Genomic DNA, 19474 nt, shown 5'->3' with positions numbered 1-19474 from the left:
TCTGCAATCCTGCCGGAGGCTATATCAGCTGGGGGATTGACTCCCAGCTGATATAAAAACCACATAGGCGCATAGCACTGAAATTCATATTAATTAATGCAACAAAAAGCACAGTAGTTAAAGTCCATGTTTTCGGACAATAACTTCTGTGCTTTTTAAATTAAGGGCTTTCACCCTCAAAACCTTATTAATATTGATTCATATACCTGATCGTACATCAGATGTTCAGAAGATCGCTTAATTCCTTCAGTGCACCCTCTGTCTCATGTGCAAGAACCTTTTTAGCCAGAACCTTTCCAAGCTGTACGCCTTCCTGGTCAAAGCTGTTTAAGTTCCATACAAAGCCCTGGAACATAACCTTGTTCTCAAAGTGAGCAAGAAGAGCCCCCATTGCCTCAGGTGTAAGCTGCTCTCCAATGATAATGCTGGAAGGACGGCCGCCCTTGAAGTTCTTATTCTGGTTCTCATCTTCTTTGCCGCAGGCAAAAGCAACGATCTGTGCAGCAACGTTTGCACAAAGCTTCTGCTGGCTGGTGCTTCCCTGGATTACAACATCTGTACCCATCTGGTTGTTCTTAAAGCCAATGAACTGCAGCGGGATAATGTCAGTTCCCTGATGAAGCAGCTGATAGAAGGAATGCTGGCCGTTTGTACCAGGCTCACCGAAAATAACCGGTCCTGTCACATAATCTACAGGCTCGCCAAATCTGTTGACAGACTTTCCATTTGACTCCATATCCAGCTGCTGAAGGTGTGCCGGGAAACGGCTCAATCCCTGTGAATATGGTAATACAGCTGTGCTTGGATAACCAAGTACATTTCTCTCATATACACCGATCAGTGCATCCAGCATTGCCGGGTTCTGGAAAATATCCTCATTCTTTGCAAGGACATCCTCTTCTCCTGCGCCTTTCAGGAACTGTGCAAATACATCCGGACCAAAGGCCAGGGATAATACTGCACCGCCTACTGCAGATGTGGAAGAGTAACGTCCACCGATATAGTCATCCATAAAGAATGCTGCCAGATAATCATCACTCTTTGCAAGAGGTGAAGTCTCACTTGTAACTGCGATCATATGCTTGGAAGCATCCAGTCCTGCATTCTTCAGGGCATCTTTTACAAAAGATTCATTGGTAAGTGTCTCAAGGGTTGTTCCTGATTTGGAAACCAGGATAAAGATAGAATGAGCAACATCAATAGATGCCAGAACTGCTGCTGCATCATCCGGATCTACATTGCTGATGAACTTCGCTTCCATCTTGAATTTATTATTTCTCTTTGCCCAGTTCTCAAGAGCAAGATACATGGCTCTCGGTCCAAGGTCACTTCCGCCGATACCGATCTGAACAACTGTAGTGAATTTCTCACCTGCTGCGTTTGTGATCTCACCTGCATGAACTTTATTGGCAAAATCTGCGATCTTCTCCTGCTGCTCTACATAGAAAGCACGTTTATCAACACCATCAGCCTCTACTTTGTCTCCAAGCTGGCCACGTGTCATATGATGAAGAACAAGACGTTTCTCTCCTGTATTAATCACCTCTCCATTGTAAAGAGCCTGAAACTTCTCTGTAAGCTGTGCTTCTTCTGCCAGCTTCTTCAATGCTTCCAGCACCTGGTCATCCACTGCTTTTGCAGCATAATGATAAGTCAGTCCTGCAGCCATGGGAACGCTGTATTTCTTCACACGCTCTGCGCCGCCCTCACCCTTCATCACATCTGCAACATCAACCTTCGCAGTCTGTGAAAGCTCTTTAAACGAATCAAGTGTATCCAGGTTTTTCCAGGTAATCATGATTGATTCCTCCTTAATCGTAATCTGTTCTTGTATTTTCTCTTTATTCAAAGCCATTATAATATTAAGGATGCTTAAATTCAACCCCGTTCTTTCCGGAATTATTCTTTTCAAAAAAGTGAAACATCCTTACATCAGCTTCAGGCCAGCAATCCTCCAAGTGTATGCCCGATCATTCCCTCTGCAGGAGAAAGGCCGAAATTATCCAGAATGGTAGCGCCTGACACTGCAAAGGTATCCTGAACCGGCAGCTGCCCGCCTTTCAAGCCAGGTGAATAAATCAGCAGCGGAGTCTGCTCTCTGGTATGGTCTGTGCCTGTATAGGTCGGATCATTTCCGTGATCTGCAGTGATCATCAGAAGGTCGTCTTCCCGGATCAAAGGCAGCAGCTGTGTCAGCTTTTCATCGAACTTCTCCAGTTCCCTGCCATACCCTTCCGGGTTCCTTCTGTGTCCCCACAAAGCATCAAAATCCACAAGATTTACAAATGTCAGACCATGAAAATCCCTTTTTGCAATCTCTATAGTCTGTTCCATTCCCTGCACACTGCTGTCAGAATGGTATTTTTCAGTAATGCCCTGATTGTTGAAAATATCTGCGATTTTGCCTACACTGATCACATCATATCCTGCATCCTTTAATATATCCAATGCTGTCTTCCCAAAGGGACTTACTGCATAATCGTGACGGTTTGGTGTCCGCTTAAACTCTCCCTTTTTGCGTCCCACGTAAGGTCTTGCGATCACACGGCCTACCTTCCATTCATCCTTCATGGTGATCTCACGGGCGATCTCACAGCATCTGTATAATTCATCCAGACCAAAGGTCTCTTCATGCCCTGCGATCTGCAGCACGGAATCTGCAGAAGTATAAACGATCATATCTCCTGTACGGATCTGATGCTCTCCCAGGTCATCCAGGATCTTAGTGCCGCTCTCTGAACGGTTTCCTACAATCTTATGACCGGTTCTTTCTTCTAATTCATGGATCAGTTCCGGTGGAAAACCATGCTCTGTAAATGTTTTAAATGGTGTGGTGATATGAAGCCCCATCATCTCCCAGTGACCGGTCATGGTATCCTTCCCCAGGCTGGCTTCATTTAAGCGGGCATAATATCCTAAAGGATGATCAGAAGGTGCCACATGTGAAAGTGTGCACAAATTCCCAAGCCCCAGCTTTTCCATAGCCGGAAGCTTCAGTTCTTTTACTGTACGGTCAATGTGTCCAAGAGTATCTGCTCCTGCGTCTCCATATTCGGCAGCATCCTTCATGGCTCCGATTCCAAGAGAATCAATTACGATCAGAAAAATACGTTTAAATTTTCTCATACGGCTACCTCTTTCTTTTACTCAGCCTATTCTTTTACTCAGTCTTTCTTTTACTCAGTCTTTCTTTTACTCAGTTTTTCACAGGCTATTTTACACCATCTTTCACTTTCCGTCCACAACTCTCCCCAGACGGTTGTATATGGTATAAGCATCTTCAATGTGGGGAATAGGATCGTTGTCGCTATATGCTCCTGCTGTCACCAGAATGTACTCTCTGTCTTTAATCCTGGCAAAGCTTGCAAGGCAGTGGCCAGCCACATCCGTATACCCAGTCTTCCCGCCCAGTATCTCTCCTCCGGTTACAGACGGATCAGGCATATTCTTAAGCATACTGCTGTAATAGGTGATCCCGTCCGGGTGAAGGTTGGTTCCCTGGGAAGTATGTCTGACTGCCTGGGCAATCTTGCGAAATACCGGATTATGCACTGCATAACGCATAAGAACTGCAATGTCCCGGGCTGTACTGTAATGCTCAGGATCATGGAGGCCTGTACAGTCACAAAAATGGGTTCCATCCATCCCAAGCTTTTTTGCTTTCTCATTCATTTTTTCCACAAATTTTGCTTCGGAACCGGAAATATCCTGTGCCAGTGCCAGACAGCACTCTGCTCCGGATGGCAGCATAACACCATACAACAGATCCAGAGCTGTTACCTTCTCACCAAGCTGAAAGCCTGCCTGAGTGGCATCATGCTTGTACAACTGATCAATGTCATCCCCTGAAAGGGTTATCTGCTTCTGCAATCCTGGTAGTGCCTCTATAGCTACAATCGCTGTCATAACCTTTGTCATGGAGGCCGGGTACATCCGTTCCTCTCCTGATACCTGACTGATCACCTTACCGCTTCTTTCATCCATAAGAACTGCACAGGTACTCCAGATCCCGGACAAATCTAGGTCAGCAATCACAGGAGAAGAAAATTTCCCTGCTATGTCTGCTACAAAAGAACTAACACCTCTATTCCATCCCAGGGCACATCCAAAGGCTGTCAATGCCAGAATCTGCACCAACAGACAAATCAGCAGCCGTTTTCTATAATTTCTCCGTCTGCGTTTTCTTCGCCCTGCTGCCATCCTTTCTCCTCCTTAATACAGGAAAGCCTCCCCGGTGCCCATACTGGCTCCGGCGGAGGCTTTATCTTACTGTCTTAATCTATTAAGCTAATTTCATTGGGTTGATCTTCACACCAGGTCCCATTGTAGGAGCGATTGTAACGCTTCTTAAATACTGACCTTTCAGTGTGCTTGGTCTTGCCTTTAAAATAGCTCCAATCAGCGTCTGGAAGTTGTCGCTTAACTGCTCCTCGGTAAAGGAAGCTTTACCAACCGGAACATGGATGATATTTGTTTTGTCAAGACGGTATTCGATCTTACCGGCTTTGATATCATGAACCGCTTTTGTAACATCCATGGTTACAGTACCAGCTTTCGGGTTTGGCATTAAACCTTTCGGTCCAAGTACACGACCCAGACGTCCTACAACGCCCATCATGTCAGGTGTTGCAACAACAACGTCGAAATCCAGCCATCCTTCGTTCTGGATCTTCGGAATAAGCTCCTCAGCTCCTACGAACTCAGCGCCTGCTGCCTTTGCTTCCTCAGCTTTAGCGTCTCTTGCGAATACAAGAACACGAACCTTTTTACCTGTTCCGTGCGGCAGAACAACTGCACCACGGATCTGCTGATCTGCATGACGTCCATCGCAGCCTGTACGGATATGAACTTCGATGGTCTCGTCAAACTTTGCAACTGCAGCTTTTTTCACTAAGCTGATTGCTTCTGCGGTATCATATAATGTTGAGCGGTCAACTGCTTTCGCAGCTTCCACATATTTCTTTCCTCGTTTCATTTCTATAACCTCCTGTGGTATTTGCGGGGAAAAGCCCTCCCACTATCTACTTATAATCAATCAACTACTTCGATTCCCATACTTCTTGCAGTACCAGCAATCATGCTCATAGCTGCTTCGATGGATGCTGCATTCAGGTCTTTCATCTTCAGCTCTGCAATCTCCTGAACCTGAGCCTTTGTAACCTTTGCAACTTTTGTTTTGTTCGGTACGCCGGAACCAGATTTGATGTTTGCAGCTTTCTTAAGAAGAACTGCAGCCGGCGGAGTTTTGGTTATGAAGCTGAAACTTCTGTCTGCGTAAACAGTGATAACAACCGGAATGATCATATCACCCTGATCAGCTGTTCTTGCGTTAAACTCTTTTGTAAACTGAACGATATTTACACCGTGCTGTCCAAGAGCTGGACCTACAGGTGGTGCTGGAGTTGCTTTACCAGCGGGAATCTGTAATTTTATATAGCCTGTTACTTTTTTTGCCATTTTCGGCACCTCCTATGTGGTATTGGCGGGGGTATATCCCTCCCACGATATCGTGTTACCTGATTAATAATTTACATTTTCTTGATCTCTGCGAAACTGATCTCTACCGGTGTTTCGCGGCCGAACAGTTCAACATTGATAGTCACAACCTGTTTTGGCAGATTAATAGCTGATACAACACCTGTGGTATCTTTCCAGGCTCCGCCTGTTACCACAACCATGTCTCCTTCTTCAAAATCCACCTGAACGCTCTCCTCATGGATGCCAAGGGGCTGCATTTCTGCTTCTGTCAGAGGCACCGGCTTGGATCCCGGCCCTACAAATCCCGTAACTCCCCTGGTGTTGCGGACAACATACCAGGTATCATCATTCATGATCATGTTGAGGAGCACATAACCTGGAAACATTTTTTTCTGGACAGATTTGGCAACGCCATTCTTCATCTCCACTACATCCTGCAGCGGAACACGAACCTCCAGGATCTGGTCTTCCAGATGTCTGTTCTCAATTGTTTTTTCAATGTTGGCCTTTACCTTGTTCTCATACCCTGAATAGGTATGAACCACATACCATTTTGCTTCTGACATACAATCCACCTTTGTCCTTATTTAATTAAAAGATTTATGCATTCCAGAATACCTGCATCCATCACGCTGATGATCACGCCCAGCAGAATTGTCACGATCAGAACGACGATTGTCTGTTTAATAAGAGTAGGACGGTCTGTCCAAATGATCTTTTTGAACTCGGCCTGAACTCCCTGAAAGAAACCCTTCTTCTGGCTTTTATCAGCAGATTTTTCTTTTCCTTGCATAGCCTAACCTCACAATCTCGTGACTACTTTGTTTCCTTGTGCATTGTGTGTCTCTGGCAGAATTTACAATATTTCTTGGTTTCCATTCTCTCAGGATGGTTTTTCTTTTCCTTAGTCATATTGTAGTTCCGCTGCTTGCACTCCGTACATGCTAATGTAATCCTAACGCGCACAACTTCCACCTCCAGTGTTTTCATTTGCACGGTCTTCTTTTGCCTTCAAAAAGCATATCCGTCACCAATTTCGGGCATAAAAAAAAGACCTAACTTCCATGTCGCTTGTCAAGTGTACCACAAAACATACCTGTCCGTCAAGTCTTTTCCTGTAATTTCAGATTAGCTTTTCTATAGTTTTTCTATAGTCTTTTTCTATAAATCCTTTTCTATAAATTTGTACTGCCCTTTAAAATATGTTTTCCGGAATCAATTCCAGTAATTCTCAATTTCTTTTTTCAGGGTTTCCATGCCTTTACATCCAAGAATGTACAGATAAATTTCAAAAATCTCTTCATCCGGCACAAAGATCTCCTGAGTCTTCAGACTCCGCAGCGTAGCCTGGTGATAAGGGGCAAGAAAGCTTTCCAATCGTGGGAAATCCTTATTCTTGTACAGATTTACGATCACATCCTTATGGGTTGTGTAATATTTTTCCAGGCGGATCTTCTCTGCACAGAACTGTACATACTCCCAGCACCAGGTGGCATAATCGGTTTTAGGATTCTTCATATCTTCCATAGTCTGCCAGTTTTCACCGGTAAGGGGCGTCCTGTCACCGATATGTGAAATGCTTCCATCAGCCACACAACTTCTCACCAGTTTTTTCAAGTCTTCCACAGTACCATACCTGGATAACCAGGCATCCAGAAACTCTTCTCCTTTTCCGGATGCAGCATATTCTGCTGCCTTGTGGCTTCCCATATATAGATCCTGCAGGATCAGGGAGGAAAGCTCCTTTCTTGCATAAGATTTCCCTGCATATTCCATAGCCTTTCGATAGTTCTCAAAGGCCTGTTCCGTCTGACCCTGCTTCTTTCTTGCATCGCCTGCAAGCTTATACACCTGAGCCAGCTTATCTTTGTGGATCTGATAATCCTTAACCTTTTCTGCGATCCATTCCAGTTCCCCGGGTTCTTCCGTGTACAGGATCTCTGTGCGAAGCTTTGCCAGTTCCCCAGGGTATCCAAGCCGTTCCCATGCCTTTGTCAGTGCCGGGCCATACAGTTCCCGGTTCTTTTTTCTTCTGCCATTCTCCCGCACCTGTACAAAAGCAGTCATCTCATCGGTAAGAAGCTCCATTTCTTTTACTGTCCTGGCAGTGCTGACCCGTGTCAGATATACCAGGCTTTTCATCCGTTCCGAACGTGGCAGAAGCCGGAACCAGAGCTCTGCCAGATTCCGTGCTGCTTCTTTTTCCCTGTTGGCAAGAAGTGCCTGGCAGGTATCTCCGGCCTGTTGTTCATATAGTGCAAGAAACAGATCCAGTTCCTTATGCACGATCATATTTGAAGTTTTCTCCCTTGCCTGTGCAAATACAACAAGAGCATCTGCACATCTTCCCCGCATCCACAGAAGCTCTCCTCTGTATTTCAGGAAATAACCATCCTCTGGAAATTTACGCAAGGCCTCTTCGATAAAACGTTCTGCCTCTGTGCCATCCTGAGTTTCTCTGGCCTCTTCCATATAAAATCTGCCAAGAAATCTGGTGATCTGAAGATGATCCGGATATTTCTCATGAAGGGAAAGAGCTGTCTCTTTTGCAGAAGGTTTCTTGCCGCCGGCATAGTCTGCAATAGCATGCCTGAATCGTTCCAGATCCTTTTCCTGCTCTATTCCTGTCACATTTCTGAAAAATCCCTCTGATTCTTCTTGCCCACTGTCCTTAGTTCCGGAAAGAATGCGAAGCTTGCTATGCATAATCGCCCGTTGTAATCTGCCCTTTCGGATCCCCGGCAGATAGTCTTCCCTTAACTCCTGATAGCTGATTCCTTCAACTGTTGCAGATCTTTGCGCATCCTCTTCTGCCGGAAATTGAAAATCCGTCCATTCGTCCCCGTAAACCTGCGTCAGATATTCACTGGCCTTCCCTGGGATCATTGCCTGCACTCCCTGGAAATCACAGGTTCTCCCAGGAAATAATATCTCTTTTTCCATAAAAAGAAAGCGTTCTCCCACATGTACTGCAAATTTGCTGCAGTCTTCCTCTCGAAAGGCCTGCATACGCTTTTCCAGTTTTCCAAGGACATGCCTTTTCCCTGTAAGTCTGCCAGAAAGATAATATCTGTAATATCTGGATGGTGAAATCCCCCAGGACGTTCCATGTACCTCCTGTGAATCTGTAAGATCCAGGTAAAGCCCCAGATCCCTCCTGTATTTCTCAAAGGCTTCCTCAGACACCGGATCCAGTATCCTGATATGGATCCGCTCCCCTGCAGGTCCTGACCCCAGAATCTGCTGTTTTTCCAGGGCACAGCCAAAATCCTCACCATATCCTGCCATGGGCTCAGGGTAAAGTATCCTGTCCTTAGGCAGTTCTTTCCCGGCTATCTCCCCAAGCCGGTTCCAGTCTGCCCTTGGCATGTAAACCTTTATTTCTGTCTCTCCACCGGCAAATCCGGCTCTTCCTACTGCAGCAAGTGTTGACTCTTCTGCCAGTACATACCGAAGCTCATTCTCTTGACATATGTGATCCAGCTCCTGAAAAAGCTTTAACAGATGCTCTTGTTTCTCTGTCATTTTTATCATTCCCCTTATGTAAAAGTCCCGTAACTGTAAAAGCAATGAACAGTTGCAATGTCTCTAAAATAATAACATACTTTTACAAATTATAGAATAATATTTTACATTTTTCTTTCTGCCAGTGGTTTGCTTTGCAGTTTCACCGGCATATGATATAATGACATCATGAAATTGATTCAGTGAGGACAGATTATGAAAAGAGTAATTACATATGGGACCTTCGACCTGCTGCATTACGGCCACATCAATTTGCTGCGACGGGCCAAGCAATACGGCGATTACCTGATTGTGGGACTTTCCACAGATGAGTTCAACTGGAATGAAAAGCAAAAGAAATGCTATTTTTCATATGAAAAAAGAAAGCAACTTCTGGAAGCTATCCGTTATGTAGACCTTGTGATCCCGGAAGAGAACTGGGAGCAGAAGATATCTGATGTTAAGGAATATCATATCGATACTTTTGTAATGGGAGATGACTGGAAAGGAAAATTTGATTTTCTGAAAGATTACTGTGATGTAGTCTATCTGCCTCGCACCCCCGAGATTTCCACCACTCAGATCAAAAAAGACCTGACAGAGAAAAAGACACCAAAATAACCGGACAGAGCCATCCGTAGTGATGACTGCTGTCCGGTCAACAATACATATTTGGTAACTGTTTTTACCCACAGTTACCTTATTTTTTTCTGTATTTCCATAGGCCGTGCAAAGCATAAGAAATAAAAAAGCAGGTGCTTCTCACAGGTCCATACCCAACATAACGGTACACATGGTAAGTCATTCTGGCGGATTTCAGCTTATTTCTGGATTTTCCTCCTTCAGAGAGGCGATATTTCAGGTAGGGCCTGTCGATTCCTACTGCAGGTCCATATTTCTTCAGAATTTTCAGCCAGGTAATATAGTCCTCATGGCTGTCATCATGCTCCATGGGAAATTCCAAAGCAGCCTCTCTCTTTACCACAACAGACGAACAGTTAATACTGTTATGACTTAACAAATCCCGATAAGTGACAGTTTCTTTTACCGGAATGTATCGACCGGTATCTGCACCGGAAGAGTCCATCAAAGTGCGTCCGGTAGAACATAACACCCGGCCTGTACTCTTCAGCTGCTTTAGCTGTGCCGAAAGCTTACCTTCTTCCCACCAGTCATCTGCATCGAGAAAAGCGATGTATCTGCCTCTGGCTTCTCTTACACCACGATTTCTGGAACCTGCCGCTCCTAAATTGGATGAATTACGAAAATACCGAAAATTCTCCCTGCCTTCATATTCTTTCAGGATCCCGGCTGTACCGTCCCATGATCCGTCATCGATTACCAACAATTCCAGGGATACATCCTGAATGAAGACAGACTCTATAGCCTGACGGATGTATTTCTCTCCATTGTATACAGGCATGACCACAGATACTTCAGGCATTCTCATTCTTTTCCCCTCTCATCTGCAGAATCCTTAAGGGCATTCTTCTGCTTGTCATCCACACCTTCGGATACTTCCTTCTGAAAAAAGATCTTCACAGTCATGAATAAAAGCTTAATATCCAGTACAAAAGAATAATTCTCAATATAAAACAGATCCAGCTTCAGCTTATCGTAGGGGGTTGTATTGTACTTCCCGTAAACCTGGGCATAACCGGTAAGTCCTGCCTTAACTTTCAGGCGGTAATAAAACTCCGGTATCTCCTTTTCATATTCCTGCATGATCTCTGTACGCTCCGGCCTTGGTCCCACCAAAGACATATCCCCCTTAAATACATTAAACAGCTGGGGAAGTTCATCCAGATGGAGATTCCTCAGTACATGCCCAACCGGTGTGATCCTGGAATCGTGCTTAGAAGCAAGACGTGCACCATTTTTCTCAGAGTCCACCCGCATGCTGCGGAATTTGTAGATCATAAATTCTTTCCCATCGCAGGTAAGCCTGCTTTGTGTATAAAACACCGGGCCGTGATCATACAATTTCACTATCAGTGCAATGATCAGCATAATCGGCGAAAGGATGAGCAAGCCAAGACCAGACACCAGAATATCCAACATTCTTTTGGCAGCTCTCTGCTCCACGGATAATCCCATATTCCTTGACATAAGAAGCGGTGTATCAAACAAATGGATCCTGTCTGTACCGATCAGAATAATATCAGAAATCTTAGGACTCATATAACATCTGATAGAATGGGCAAAGCAATATTTCAGATAACGGTTGCGCACTGCAGATGGCAGATCCCAGATGATCACACCTTCATACTCTTTCATCATCTGATGGATCCGTTCTTCTCCTTCACGAATATGAACCTTACCGCTGATATCATATTTGTCACGTCTGGAATTCATCTTATGGATCAGATCATCACCTGGATCCCTGTCACCGTAGATCACCAGAAGCTTCCTAGCCCGATACAGCCTGGAATAAATATATCTGGATCCCCAGATCCATATAATGATCAGAAGCAGCTGAACCACCGTCATACTGATCATTGGCTTAGCTTCCAAAAACCAGCGGTTGATCAGTGTGATCTGAAAATATACTACCACATTCGTACATATGGTTGCCAATGTTAGTGAATAAAATACATCGATCCTCTTCAGATAGCCAACCTTCAGGCCACCGTACAGTCGTGAAAACATGGTATTGATCAGTGCATAAATTGCGATCAGTACCCAGTTACCTCTTCGCCAGAATGGCTCGTCGATCCGGATCCTGTAAAAATCATACCACACATATGCAAACACTGCTGCCTGTGCCAGAATGATCAGACTTGCAAGGCAGAACACGATAAACCGTTTATAATCTTCTCTTTTACTCACGATATCCCTCTTCTGTTTCTTTTGCTTTCATTGATGTCTTTTGTCCTGACATCTGTTATTCTTTGTATTATAGCGAATATATATCCTTTCGTCCAGTCTATTTTCCTGTATCCTGTGCCGTTGCGGTCTTGTGATAACAACCGATAACCGTTATAATAGGAACTATATGATGTTGGGAAAAAAACAACGGAACAGGGGGCAATTTATGAACACACCTAAAGTCAGTATTATTCTGCCGGTTTATAATGTAGCAGAGTTTCTTCCTGCATGTCTGGACAGCCTGCTTGACCAGACCCTGGATCAGTTAGAGATCGTAGCGGTCAATGATGGAAGCACCGATACAAGCGCAGCTATCCTGCAAGCCTACCAGGAAAAATATCCTTCCAAACTTTTTGTTTACACAACCACAAACCATGGGGTAAGCCATGCCCGCAATTACGGTTTTTCCAAATCCCATGGCAAATATGTATGGTTTGTAGACAGTGATGACTTCATCCAGCCTTCCGCATGTGAACAGCTGTACACCAAGGCGGTTCAGGATGACAATGACCTTGTGTTATTTTCATACTATAACATAGATATGAGTTCCGGTAAAAAGACTCCATTTCCCATGCGTCATCACAACCAGAATTTTTCATTTTCCGAAAAGCCATATGAAATGTCCATTCTTTCCCCCTACCCATGGATCAAACTGATCCGGAGAGAGCTTTTTGAAGGCCTGGCATTTCCGGAAGGAATCCGTTTTGAAGATCTTCCGGTGGCATACCTTCTGGCTGCCAAAGCACGTAATGTGGGAATAATAGATGAATGCCTTTACAATTACAGGAAAAATGTTGGTTTTCTCGGCAGCCTGACCCCCGCCACTGCCGATATTAAAAAAGCAGTTATTTACCTGAAAGACTGCATGAATTCCCTGGGCTTTCTTGAAACCTACAGAACCGAGATCGATTTCATCACCATCCGGCACTTTTTTTTCCGTTTCTGGAAGCTTCTCACCAACTATGAAACCGAAAAAAAGGATCTGAAGCTTGATCTTATCAACCAGCTTTTTGATTATATAGATGCCTTTCTGCCAGATTGGCAGAATAATCATTATGTAAAATATGCACTCCCGGATCACTTGTTCCAGTTGCTTTATCTTTACGGTTCCCGCAAGGAAATGCTTCATTTTGTGAACACCTGTGACGGAATGTCCCCAAACCAGCAAAAGGCATGGCTGAAAGATTACAAGGCAGGTCATAATAACGCTTATATTTTCAGTGAAGATAGACTGATTGATCAGGAACAGCCTGCAAAAGAATCCTATCTGGCTTCCAATACCAGGGTTTTGCCTGAACCTGGCTATATTTTCCTGGAATCCATGGAGGGGCAGGATATCCATCCGCTTTTCCTTACCCTGCTTTCCGGCAGCTTTGCGAAAGGAACTCGGGTCTTTCTTTCCCTTACCGCCAAAGCACGTCCTGTATGGCAGAGACTGAGCCAGTCCTATCAGCTGGATACCTCCTGTGTTACCTTGATTTCCCCTGACTCTGAAGATTATGGGATTGCCCTTGCGCAATGCGGCAGGCTGATCACAGACCAACCTCTTCCCTGGTATTTCCATAAGGGTACAAAACAGAGGCATATCCTTCTTTGTACGGAAAGCCTGATTCCTGTTACCAGTGCCAACTGCCTGACTTCCAGACATGATCTGGCCAGATGGCAGCATACCATGTTTACCTGTGATCTTATTGTTTTCCCAAACAAAGATATACTGGAAAATTATATGGAGCACACCATGATAGCGGGGATCTGCCACACAGATACTTACTTTTCCACAGATAATGCTGCTCTTTCCACATATTTATTGAAAGAACTGTGGACACCAGTGGATCCTTCTCTTTCCATATTTACGGAGGCTGATATCTTTCGTCAGAATGAAGGACTGGCAGCAGATACAAAACTGCTGTTCTGCTGTCCTTTGTTTGCAGGAAAAGACCGAAAACAGACCTTTCACTATGTAAGAAGCTTCACTGATGCTTTATATCAGCTGGACAATGACTTAACGGACAAGCAGATTCTGTATCTGGCTCCTGCTCCCGGATACCAGGTGGATTGCAGCAGTTTCAAACATATACGCCTTTTGCCGATCCAGTATTCCATTACAGATCTTATCCGGTCCTGTGATGTATTGATCACCGATTACCGCAGCATTCTGATAGCAGACTGTAATTCGCCAACATCCGTTCTTCGTTTTTTACCTGAAGATGATCCATATCCATTGTCGTCTTCCCTGCAAAAAGCCTTGCAATTTGTCCCGGCTTGTACCAATGCACCTGCGCTGATCCGCCAGCTTCAGGCCACTTTGTCAGCATCGGATGCTTTCGCTTCTGATATGTTACAGGCAGCAAAAATGCCTGAATCCCGGGAATTGTCCAGTCCTCCCGGATCCGGTGATTTATCACAGAATGATACGGCTGTCCCATCCATAAAGGAGCATATCCTGTGGTTTACCGGCCGCAAAATATCCTCTGAACAAATGGATCAATTGAGCAGCTTTATATCCCAGCATCCGGATGCCCAGATTTGGCTTTCCTATAATGTACTTCAGGATCCTAAGGCAGAAGCATATCTGAATATCCATTTTCCGGACATCTGGTATCTTCCCATTCGGATGGATCCAGCCAGAAGCCTTTTCTGGAAAATATCCAGCTTCTTTATTACCCGGCTGGGACTGGCCTCTATTTACCCTACCGGCAGGATGCTCCGCCTGGGAAAACAGGCATACACCCGTTATTTCGGTCCTGTTTCCTTTGACCAGGTATTTATCCAGGCCACAGACAATCTGCAGACCATTGCCTTTTGTGCAGCTGCTGCCCCAAATGTGAACTGTAACTTAAAGGCACCGGGGGCAGATGCCTCCTTTTCCAAACGCTGCCAGACTGTCTTTGCCCATCGACTGGCAGGAAAAGAACCGGGAACAGGGTAACTTTACAACACATCTTAAATGTGCTACCCTTTTTAGATCGTAACTGTTCTACATTCCTACAGTTACTTGTTAAGATGTACTTCCATTCCCTTTGGCGGTGACATTTTAATTTCAAGAATGCCTCGGCATTCTTGCTGCGAGGTGCGCGTCATGCAATTGCATGACATACTTCTCCTGCGCACCTCTGCAATCCTGCCGGAGGCTATATCAGCAGGGGGATTGACTCCCACCACTGATATCAGCTTGTTTCTCACCACCTATAGAGGTGGGAGTCATCTCCCAGCTAATATAAAAATCCACGAAAGGACCGCAAAATGCGGCAGGCAAATAATATGAAAATAGCAGTTGCAGGTACAGGCTATGTAGGTCTTGTGACAGGAGTTGCCCTGGCCAACGCAGGCCATCATGTAACCTGTGTAGATGTTGACGAACATAAGATCCAACTGATGAAGCAGGGAATATCCCCTATCTACGAACCAGATCTGGAGCCTTTGATGCAGAAAAATAAAGAACGGCTTTCCTATACTACGGATTATGCCAGTGCCTATCAGGATGCCCAGGCCATTTTTGTAGGTGTTGGAACCCCAGAAAAAAAGGATGGCTCTGCGAACCTGAAATATGTATATACAGTGATCGACCAGATTGCCCAGACCCTGGATACTGATTGTGTAGTTGTGATCAAATCCACAGTTCCTATCGGTACCAATGACAAAATCGAAAAGCGGCTGACCCAGCAGATCACTGCCAGAAGAAGCAAGCTGGGGCTGTCTCCCATCCGTGTGGAAATCGCCTCAAACCCGGAATTTCTTTCCCAGGGCACTGCTGTAAAAGACACTCTCCATGCTTCCCGTATTGTCATCGGAGTAGAATCTGACTGGGCACGTGATCGCATGAAGGAAGTTTATCAGGAATTTCATCAGCCTTTTGTATTTACAGACCGCAGAAGTGCAGAAATGGTAAAATACGCATCCAACGATTTTCTTGCACTAAAGATTTCATATATCAATGAAATTGCAAACCTTTGCGAACTTCTGGATGCCAATATTGAAGATGTGGCAAAGGGTATGGGCCTGGATCCACGCATTGGCAACAGATTCCTAAAGGCAGGGATCGGCTATGGCGGCTCTTGTTTCCCAAAGGATACCAAAGCTCTTCACTGGGTTTCCAATTATTATGAAAAAGAACTGAAAACGGTTAAAGCCGCTATTGAAGTAAATGACATCCAGAAAATGAAGCTTCTTAAAAAGAGCCACAAATACTATGATTCCCTTGAAGGACTGAAGGTAGCCGTTCTGGGGCTGACTTTTAAACCGGACACAGATGATCTGCGGGAAGCGCCTTCCCTGATCAACATCCCTATCATGCTGGATGACGGAGCCAGGATATTTGCCTGGGATCCCATCGGTATTCCGAATTTTAAGAAATACTATCCGGATGAGATCACCTACTGTTCTTCCATTGAGGAGACCTTAAAGGATGCGGATATCTGCTTTATTTTTACTGAATGGGCTCAGATCCGGGACTTTGATATCCTCCGCTACAAAGAGCTTATGACCCACCCTATCATCCTGGACGGACGTAACTGCTACCCTTCCCATAACTTTAAAAACACCGGCATTATCTACGATTCTGTAGGGCGCCGTACAGTACAATAAAAAGGACTGTTTTTGACATGCAATATTGGTAACTGTTCATTCAAGAATGCCTCGGCATTCTTGCTGCGAGGTGCGCGTCATGCAATTGCATGACATACTTCTCCTGCGCACCTCTGCAATCCTGCCGGAGGCTATATCAGCTGGGGGATTGACTCCCAGCTGATATACTCACAATTGCCAATATTTTTCAATCACTGTTCCTGTATGGAGATAATAGACAATTATGAAATTAAGTGTAATCATCCCTGTCCATAACGCTGCACCCTATTTGCCGGCATGTCTGGACAGTGTACTTTCTCAGGATCTTACAGATCTGCAGGTGATCTGTGTGGATGACGATTCCACTGACCAGTCAGCCCAGATCATCACTAATTACACACATAAGGATTCCCGTGTGATGCTGATCCGCCACCCTATGACCATGTATGCAGGCTCCTGCCGTAATACGGGTCTGGTTGCTGCTACCGGTGAATATGTGCATTTCCTGGATTCTGATGACATTGTGGAAAAAGGTGCATATCGCCGTTATTATCAGCTTGCAAAAGAAATGGATGCAGATATGGTCAAAGGAAAAAGCCGCTGTTTTGATAACGCCACTGGCCAGATTTCCTCTACCGCCATCCTTCGTTTTTCCGGCCTTCCAGAAAATTATTATGGCAAGGCAGTCAGTTTTTCACAGAATCCCAGTGCCTTCAGCCATGTAAGTGTTGTTCCCTGGAATGGAATTTACAAAAGACAGTTCCTTCTGGAGCATCGTCTCTGGTTTAATGACTTTATCTGTGTAAATGACCGTTCCTTCTTTAACGAAGTATCCCTTGCGGCAGACAGGGTGGTATTTACCAAAGACCGGCTTGTAAAATACAGGATCAACAACAGCCAGTCCCTGGTAGGAAACAGAGCACGTAATTTCCAGTGCCAGTTCCGCTCTTTTGCCTTGATCCGGAAACAATGCCAAAAGTACAATATTACCGGTGCTGCTCTTGCAGAAATCCTGAACCGGGAACTGACAGACCTTTTTATCTGGTACCGTAAATACAGGAATGTCCCGGAAGTACAGGAAAGCATTGTCTCCTCCACTACAGAATTTGCCCGCAGCCTGGATATTCTGCCTCTGAAGGACTATCCTCCTGTTTTTAAATGGTATTATGATTATCTGCTGCTGACCCAGGATCATATTCTTACTATTGCACTCCATTTAAGCAGTTCAGCTGAGCAGCTTACCAAGTGTATGGAAAGCATCTTGCTTCAGGACATGCCCAAATTCCGGGTATATGGTATTGCCCCTTCCGGCACAGATACTTCTGTATACCAGTCTTTTATGGACAAAGACACTCGCTTCTGTGGGGTTCTTCCTTCTTCCGGAGATATTCCCAAAGAGAATGTTTATTTTCTGGAACTTAAACCCACAGTTCTGAAGGATGCCGATACCTTTCAAAAGCTGATCCGCCACTCCATGGAAACAGCTAAAAACATGGCACCTGTAATTCTTACCCTTTAAACAATTATTTACAATTATTCAGAAAGGATCTTTCTTATGGCATTTAATCCACTAAAAATGATGCAATTCAAAAACGCCTGGGATGGATTTACCCAACGTCATCCCAAATTTCCGCAGTTTATGGCTGCTGTACAGCAGCACGGGATCCAGGCAGGTTCTATTATTGAGGTTCAGATCAATACTCCTGATGGCAAAAATTTTACCACTAACCTTAAGGTATCTGAAGAAGACATCCAGGCCCTCCGCAGTCTTCAGGATATGTAATCAATTTTTCTCAAATTTTATATATTTTTTGCACAAAAATATGGAAATCTGCACCAATAATATGTATAATATACTTAAGAATATTGTTTTTTATATTCATAAAAGCATCCAAGAAATGAAAGTGAGGGCTCACTATGAAGCAAAACAGCATGTTAGCGATGATCCTGGCCGGAGGGCGGGGAAGCCGTCTTCACGAGCTTACCAACAAAGTGGCAAAGCCGGCGGTTTCCTATGGTGGAAAGTACCGTATTGTAGATTTTCCTCTCAGTAATTGTGCCAACAGTGGTATTGATGTTGTAGGCGTTCTGACCCAGTATGAATCCATTCTGTTGAACAGTTATGTAGCAGCAGGAGGACGCTGGGGACTTGATGCCAAAGACAGTGGTGTTTATGTACTGCCGCCTCGCGAAAAAGCAGATGTAGGACTTGATGTTTACCGGGGTACCGCAGATGCCATTTCCCAGAATATTGACTTTATTGATTCCAGGTCTCCAGAATATCTTCTCATTCTGTCCGGAGATCATATTTATAAAATGAATTATGCCCAGATGCTTGCCTTCCACAAAGCAAGCAAGGCTGATGCCACTATCGCAGTGATTGAAGTTCCTATTAAAGAAGCAAGTCGCTTCGGTATTATGAATACAGATGGCGAAACTGACCAGATCGTAGAATTTGAAGAAAAGCCGGCAGAGCCGAAGAGCAATCTTGCTTCCATGGGTATTTATATTTTTAACTGGAAGCTGCTCCGCAAAATGCTGCTTGCAGATATGAAGAATCCTGATTCCAACCACGACTTCGGTAAAGATATCATCCCCACCATGTTAAACGACGGAAAGCGCCTGTTTGCTTATCGCTTCAAAGGCTACTGGAAGGATGTTGGTACCATCGATTCCCTTTGGGAAGCAAACATGGATCTTCTCAGCCCGAACAATGAGCTGGATCTTAATGACCCTACCTGGAAGATCTATACCGAAGATGTAACCACCCTGCCTCAGTATATCGGTCCGGAGGCCAGTGTAACCAATGCATACATCACTCAGGGTTGTATTGTAGAAGGGGAAGTTAAAAATTCTGTTCTATTCACAGGCTCCAAAGTACGTCCCGGAGCAAAGGTGATCGACAGCGTACTTATGCCAGGCGTTGTTGTAGAAGAAGGCGCAGTGGTGCAGCGTGCCCTTGTTGCCGACAATATCCACATTGGAAAGAATGCTGTGGCAGGCAGTGCAGACAGCGAGCACATCGAGCTTGTTGCACAACGTGTAAAGGGGGCTGAATAAT

17 protein-coding genes are annotated in these 19474 nt (G+C 44.8%); 6 read left to right on the top strand and 11 right to left on the bottom strand.

The genetic code is table 11. The annotated features are described in order from the left end of the window. Positions 1–217 precede the first annotated feature (217 nt). From G5B11_RS14355 to G5B11_RS14315, 9 genes are all read right to left on the bottom strand, one after another. Positions 218–1798: a glucose-6-phosphate isomerase gene (locus G5B11_RS14355; protein WP_173728827.1), complete on the bottom strand. Its 1581-nt coding sequence runs from the start codon at positions 1796–1798 to the stop codon at positions 218–220. A 140-nt stretch (positions 1799–1938) separates the two neighbouring features. Next, entirely contained in the window at positions 1939–3126 is a 1188-nt protein-coding gene (locus tag G5B11_RS14350; protein ID WP_173728825.1) for a phosphopentomutase, read from the bottom strand. 102 nt (positions 3127–3228) lie between these two features. After that, positions 3229–4200, bottom strand: a complete 972-nt coding sequence (locus G5B11_RS14345; RefSeq protein WP_173728823.1) for a D-alanyl-D-alanine carboxypeptidase family protein — start codon at positions 4198–4200, stop codon at positions 3229–3231. A gap of 82 nt (positions 4201–4282) precedes the next feature. Beyond that, on the bottom strand, positions 4283–4975 hold the full coding sequence (rplA, locus tag G5B11_RS14340; protein ID WP_158421216.1) for a 50S ribosomal protein L1: 693 nt from the start codon (positions 4973–4975) through the stop codon (positions 4283–4285). Between the two features lie 56 nt (positions 4976–5031). Beyond that, complete coding sequence (gene rplK, locus G5B11_RS14335; RefSeq protein ID WP_158421217.1) at positions 5032–5457, bottom strand: 50S ribosomal protein L11; 426 nt, start codon at positions 5455–5457, stop codon at positions 5032–5034. Positions 5458–5528: 71 nt separating this feature from the next. Continuing rightward, positions 5529–6044, bottom strand: coding sequence for a transcription termination/antitermination protein NusG (nusG, locus tag G5B11_RS14330; protein ID WP_158421218.1), 516 nt, complete (start codon positions 6042–6044; stop codon positions 5529–5531). A 17-nt stretch (positions 6045–6061) separates the two neighbouring features. After that, a complete protein-coding gene (secE, locus tag G5B11_RS14325) occupies positions 6062–6271 on the bottom strand; it encodes a preprotein translocase subunit SecE (protein WP_158421219.1) in 210 nt (69 codons plus the stop codon). Positions 6272–6294: 23 nt separating this feature from the next. Beyond that, positions 6295–6444, bottom strand: coding sequence for a 50S ribosomal protein L33 (gene rpmG, locus G5B11_RS14320; protein ID WP_117853039.1), 150 nt, complete (start codon positions 6442–6444; stop codon positions 6295–6297). Between the two features lie 249 nt (positions 6445–6693). After that, a complete protein-coding gene (locus G5B11_RS14315) occupies positions 6694–9003 on the bottom strand; it encodes a LicD family protein (RefSeq protein WP_173728821.1) in 2310 nt (769 codons plus the stop codon). Positions 9004–9198: 195 nt separating this feature from the next. Between G5B11_RS14315 and tagD the strand changes: the two genes are divergently transcribed. After that, positions 9199–9603 carry a glycerol-3-phosphate cytidylyltransferase gene (tagD, locus tag G5B11_RS14310; protein ID WP_173728820.1) on the top strand — a complete coding sequence of 135 codons (405 nt, stop codon included), beginning with the start codon at positions 9199–9201 and terminating at the stop codon, positions 9601–9603. 79 nt (positions 9604–9682) lie between these two features. Here tagD and G5B11_RS14305 read toward each other — a convergent pair whose 3' ends face one another. Together G5B11_RS14305 and G5B11_RS14300 are read right to left on the bottom strand one after the other, a co-directional pair. After that, a complete protein-coding gene (locus G5B11_RS14305) occupies positions 9683–10432 on the bottom strand; it encodes a glycosyltransferase family 2 protein (RefSeq protein WP_173728818.1) in 750 nt (249 codons plus the stop codon). Next, complete coding sequence (locus G5B11_RS14300) at positions 10429–11811, bottom strand: sugar transferase (RefSeq protein WP_173728816.1); 1383 nt, start codon at positions 11809–11811, stop codon at positions 10429–10431. The genes G5B11_RS14305 and G5B11_RS14300 overlap by 4 nt, the downstream gene beginning before the upstream one ends. A 205-nt stretch (positions 11812–12016) precedes the next feature. Between G5B11_RS14300 and G5B11_RS14295 the strand changes: the two genes are divergently transcribed. The 5 genes from G5B11_RS14295 to G5B11_RS14275 all read left to right on the top strand — a co-directional run bounded on the left by G5B11_RS14295 (position 12017) and on the right by G5B11_RS14275 (position 19473). Next, positions 12017–14779, top strand: coding sequence for a bifunctional glycosyltransferase/CDP-glycerol:glycerophosphate glycerophosphotransferase (locus G5B11_RS14295; RefSeq protein ID WP_173728814.1), 2763 nt, complete (start codon positions 12017–12019; stop codon positions 14777–14779). A gap of 332 nt (positions 14780–15111) precedes the next feature. Next, entirely contained in the window at positions 15112–16434 is a 1323-nt protein-coding gene (locus G5B11_RS14290) for a UDP-glucose dehydrogenase family protein (protein WP_158422872.1), read from the top strand. A 223-nt stretch (positions 16435–16657) separates the two neighbouring features. Then, a complete protein-coding gene (locus tag G5B11_RS14285) occupies positions 16658–17932 on the top strand; it encodes a glycosyltransferase (protein WP_158422873.1) in 1275 nt (424 codons plus the stop codon). A 36-nt stretch (positions 17933–17968) separates the two neighbouring features. Beyond that, positions 17969–18196 (top strand): hypothetical protein, encoded by a 228-nt coding sequence (locus G5B11_RS14280; protein WP_158422874.1) that lies wholly within the window; start codon positions 17969–17971, stop codon positions 18194–18196. Positions 18197–18330: 134 nt separating this feature from the next. Further along, on the top strand, positions 18331–19473 hold the full coding sequence (locus G5B11_RS14275) for a glucose-1-phosphate adenylyltransferase (protein WP_173728812.1): 1143 nt from the start codon (positions 18331–18333) through the stop codon (positions 19471–19473). Position 19474: the final 1 nt, after the last annotated feature.

Origin of the sequence: Blautia glucerasea (genome assembly GCF_013304385.1) — a bacterium.
Lineage (GTDB): Bacteria > Bacillota > Clostridia > Lachnospirales > Lachnospiraceae > Blautia_A > Blautia_A ammoniilytica.
Note: the sequence above shows the minus strand (reverse complement) of the source record. Positions and strands in the feature narration are given on the sequence as shown.

Bases quoted from the DNA above. Each gene is read 5' to 3' on its own strand.
- G5B11_RS14355 (WP_173728827.1), bottom strand. From the start codon at position 1,798: ATGATTACCTGGAAAAACCTGGATACACTTGATTCGTTTAAAGAGCTT.
- G5B11_RS14350 (WP_173728825.1), bottom strand. From the start codon at position 3,126: ATGAGAAAATTTAAACGTATTTTTCTGATCGTAATTGATTCTCTTGGA.
- G5B11_RS14345 (WP_173728823.1), bottom strand. From the start codon at position 4,200: ATGGCAGCAGGGCGAAGAAAACGCAGACGGAGAAATTATAGAAAACGG.
- rplA (WP_158421216.1), bottom strand. From the start codon at position 4,975: ATGAAACGAGGAAAGAAATATGTGGAAGCTGCGAAAGCAGTTGACCGC.
- rplK (WP_158421217.1), bottom strand. From the start codon at position 5,457: ATGGCAAAAAAAGTAACAGGCTATATAAAATTACAGATTCCCGCTGGT.
- nusG (WP_158421218.1), bottom strand. From the start codon at position 6,044: ATGTCAGAAGCAAAATGGTATGTGGTTCATACCTATTCAGGGTATGAG.
- secE (WP_158421219.1), bottom strand. From the start codon at position 6,271: ATGCAAGGAAAAGAAAAATCTGCTGATAAAAGCCAGAAGAAGGGTTTC.
- G5B11_RS14315 (WP_173728821.1), bottom strand. From the start codon at position 9,003: ATGACAGAGAAACAAGAGCATCTGTTAAAGCTTTTTCAGGAGCTGGAT.
- tagD (WP_173728820.1), top strand. From the start codon at position 9,199: ATGAAAAGAGTAATTACATATGGGACCTTCGACCTGCTGCATTACGGC.
- G5B11_RS14305 (WP_173728818.1), bottom strand. From the start codon at position 10,432: ATGAGAATGCCTGAAGTATCTGTGGTCATGCCTGTATACAATGGAGAG.
- G5B11_RS14295 (WP_173728814.1), top strand. From the start codon at position 12,017: ATGAACACACCTAAAGTCAGTATTATTCTGCCGGTTTATAATGTAGCA.
- G5B11_RS14290 (WP_158422872.1), top strand. From the start codon at position 15,112: ATGAAAATAGCAGTTGCAGGTACAGGCTATGTAGGTCTTGTGACAGGA.
- G5B11_RS14285 (WP_158422873.1), top strand. From the start codon at position 16,658: ATGAAATTAAGTGTAATCATCCCTGTCCATAACGCTGCACCCTATTTG.
- G5B11_RS14280 (WP_158422874.1), top strand. From the start codon at position 17,969: ATGGCATTTAATCCACTAAAAATGATGCAATTCAAAAACGCCTGGGAT.
- G5B11_RS14275 (WP_173728812.1), top strand. From the start codon at position 18,331: ATGAAGCAAAACAGCATGTTAGCGATGATCCTGGCCGGAGGGCGGGGA.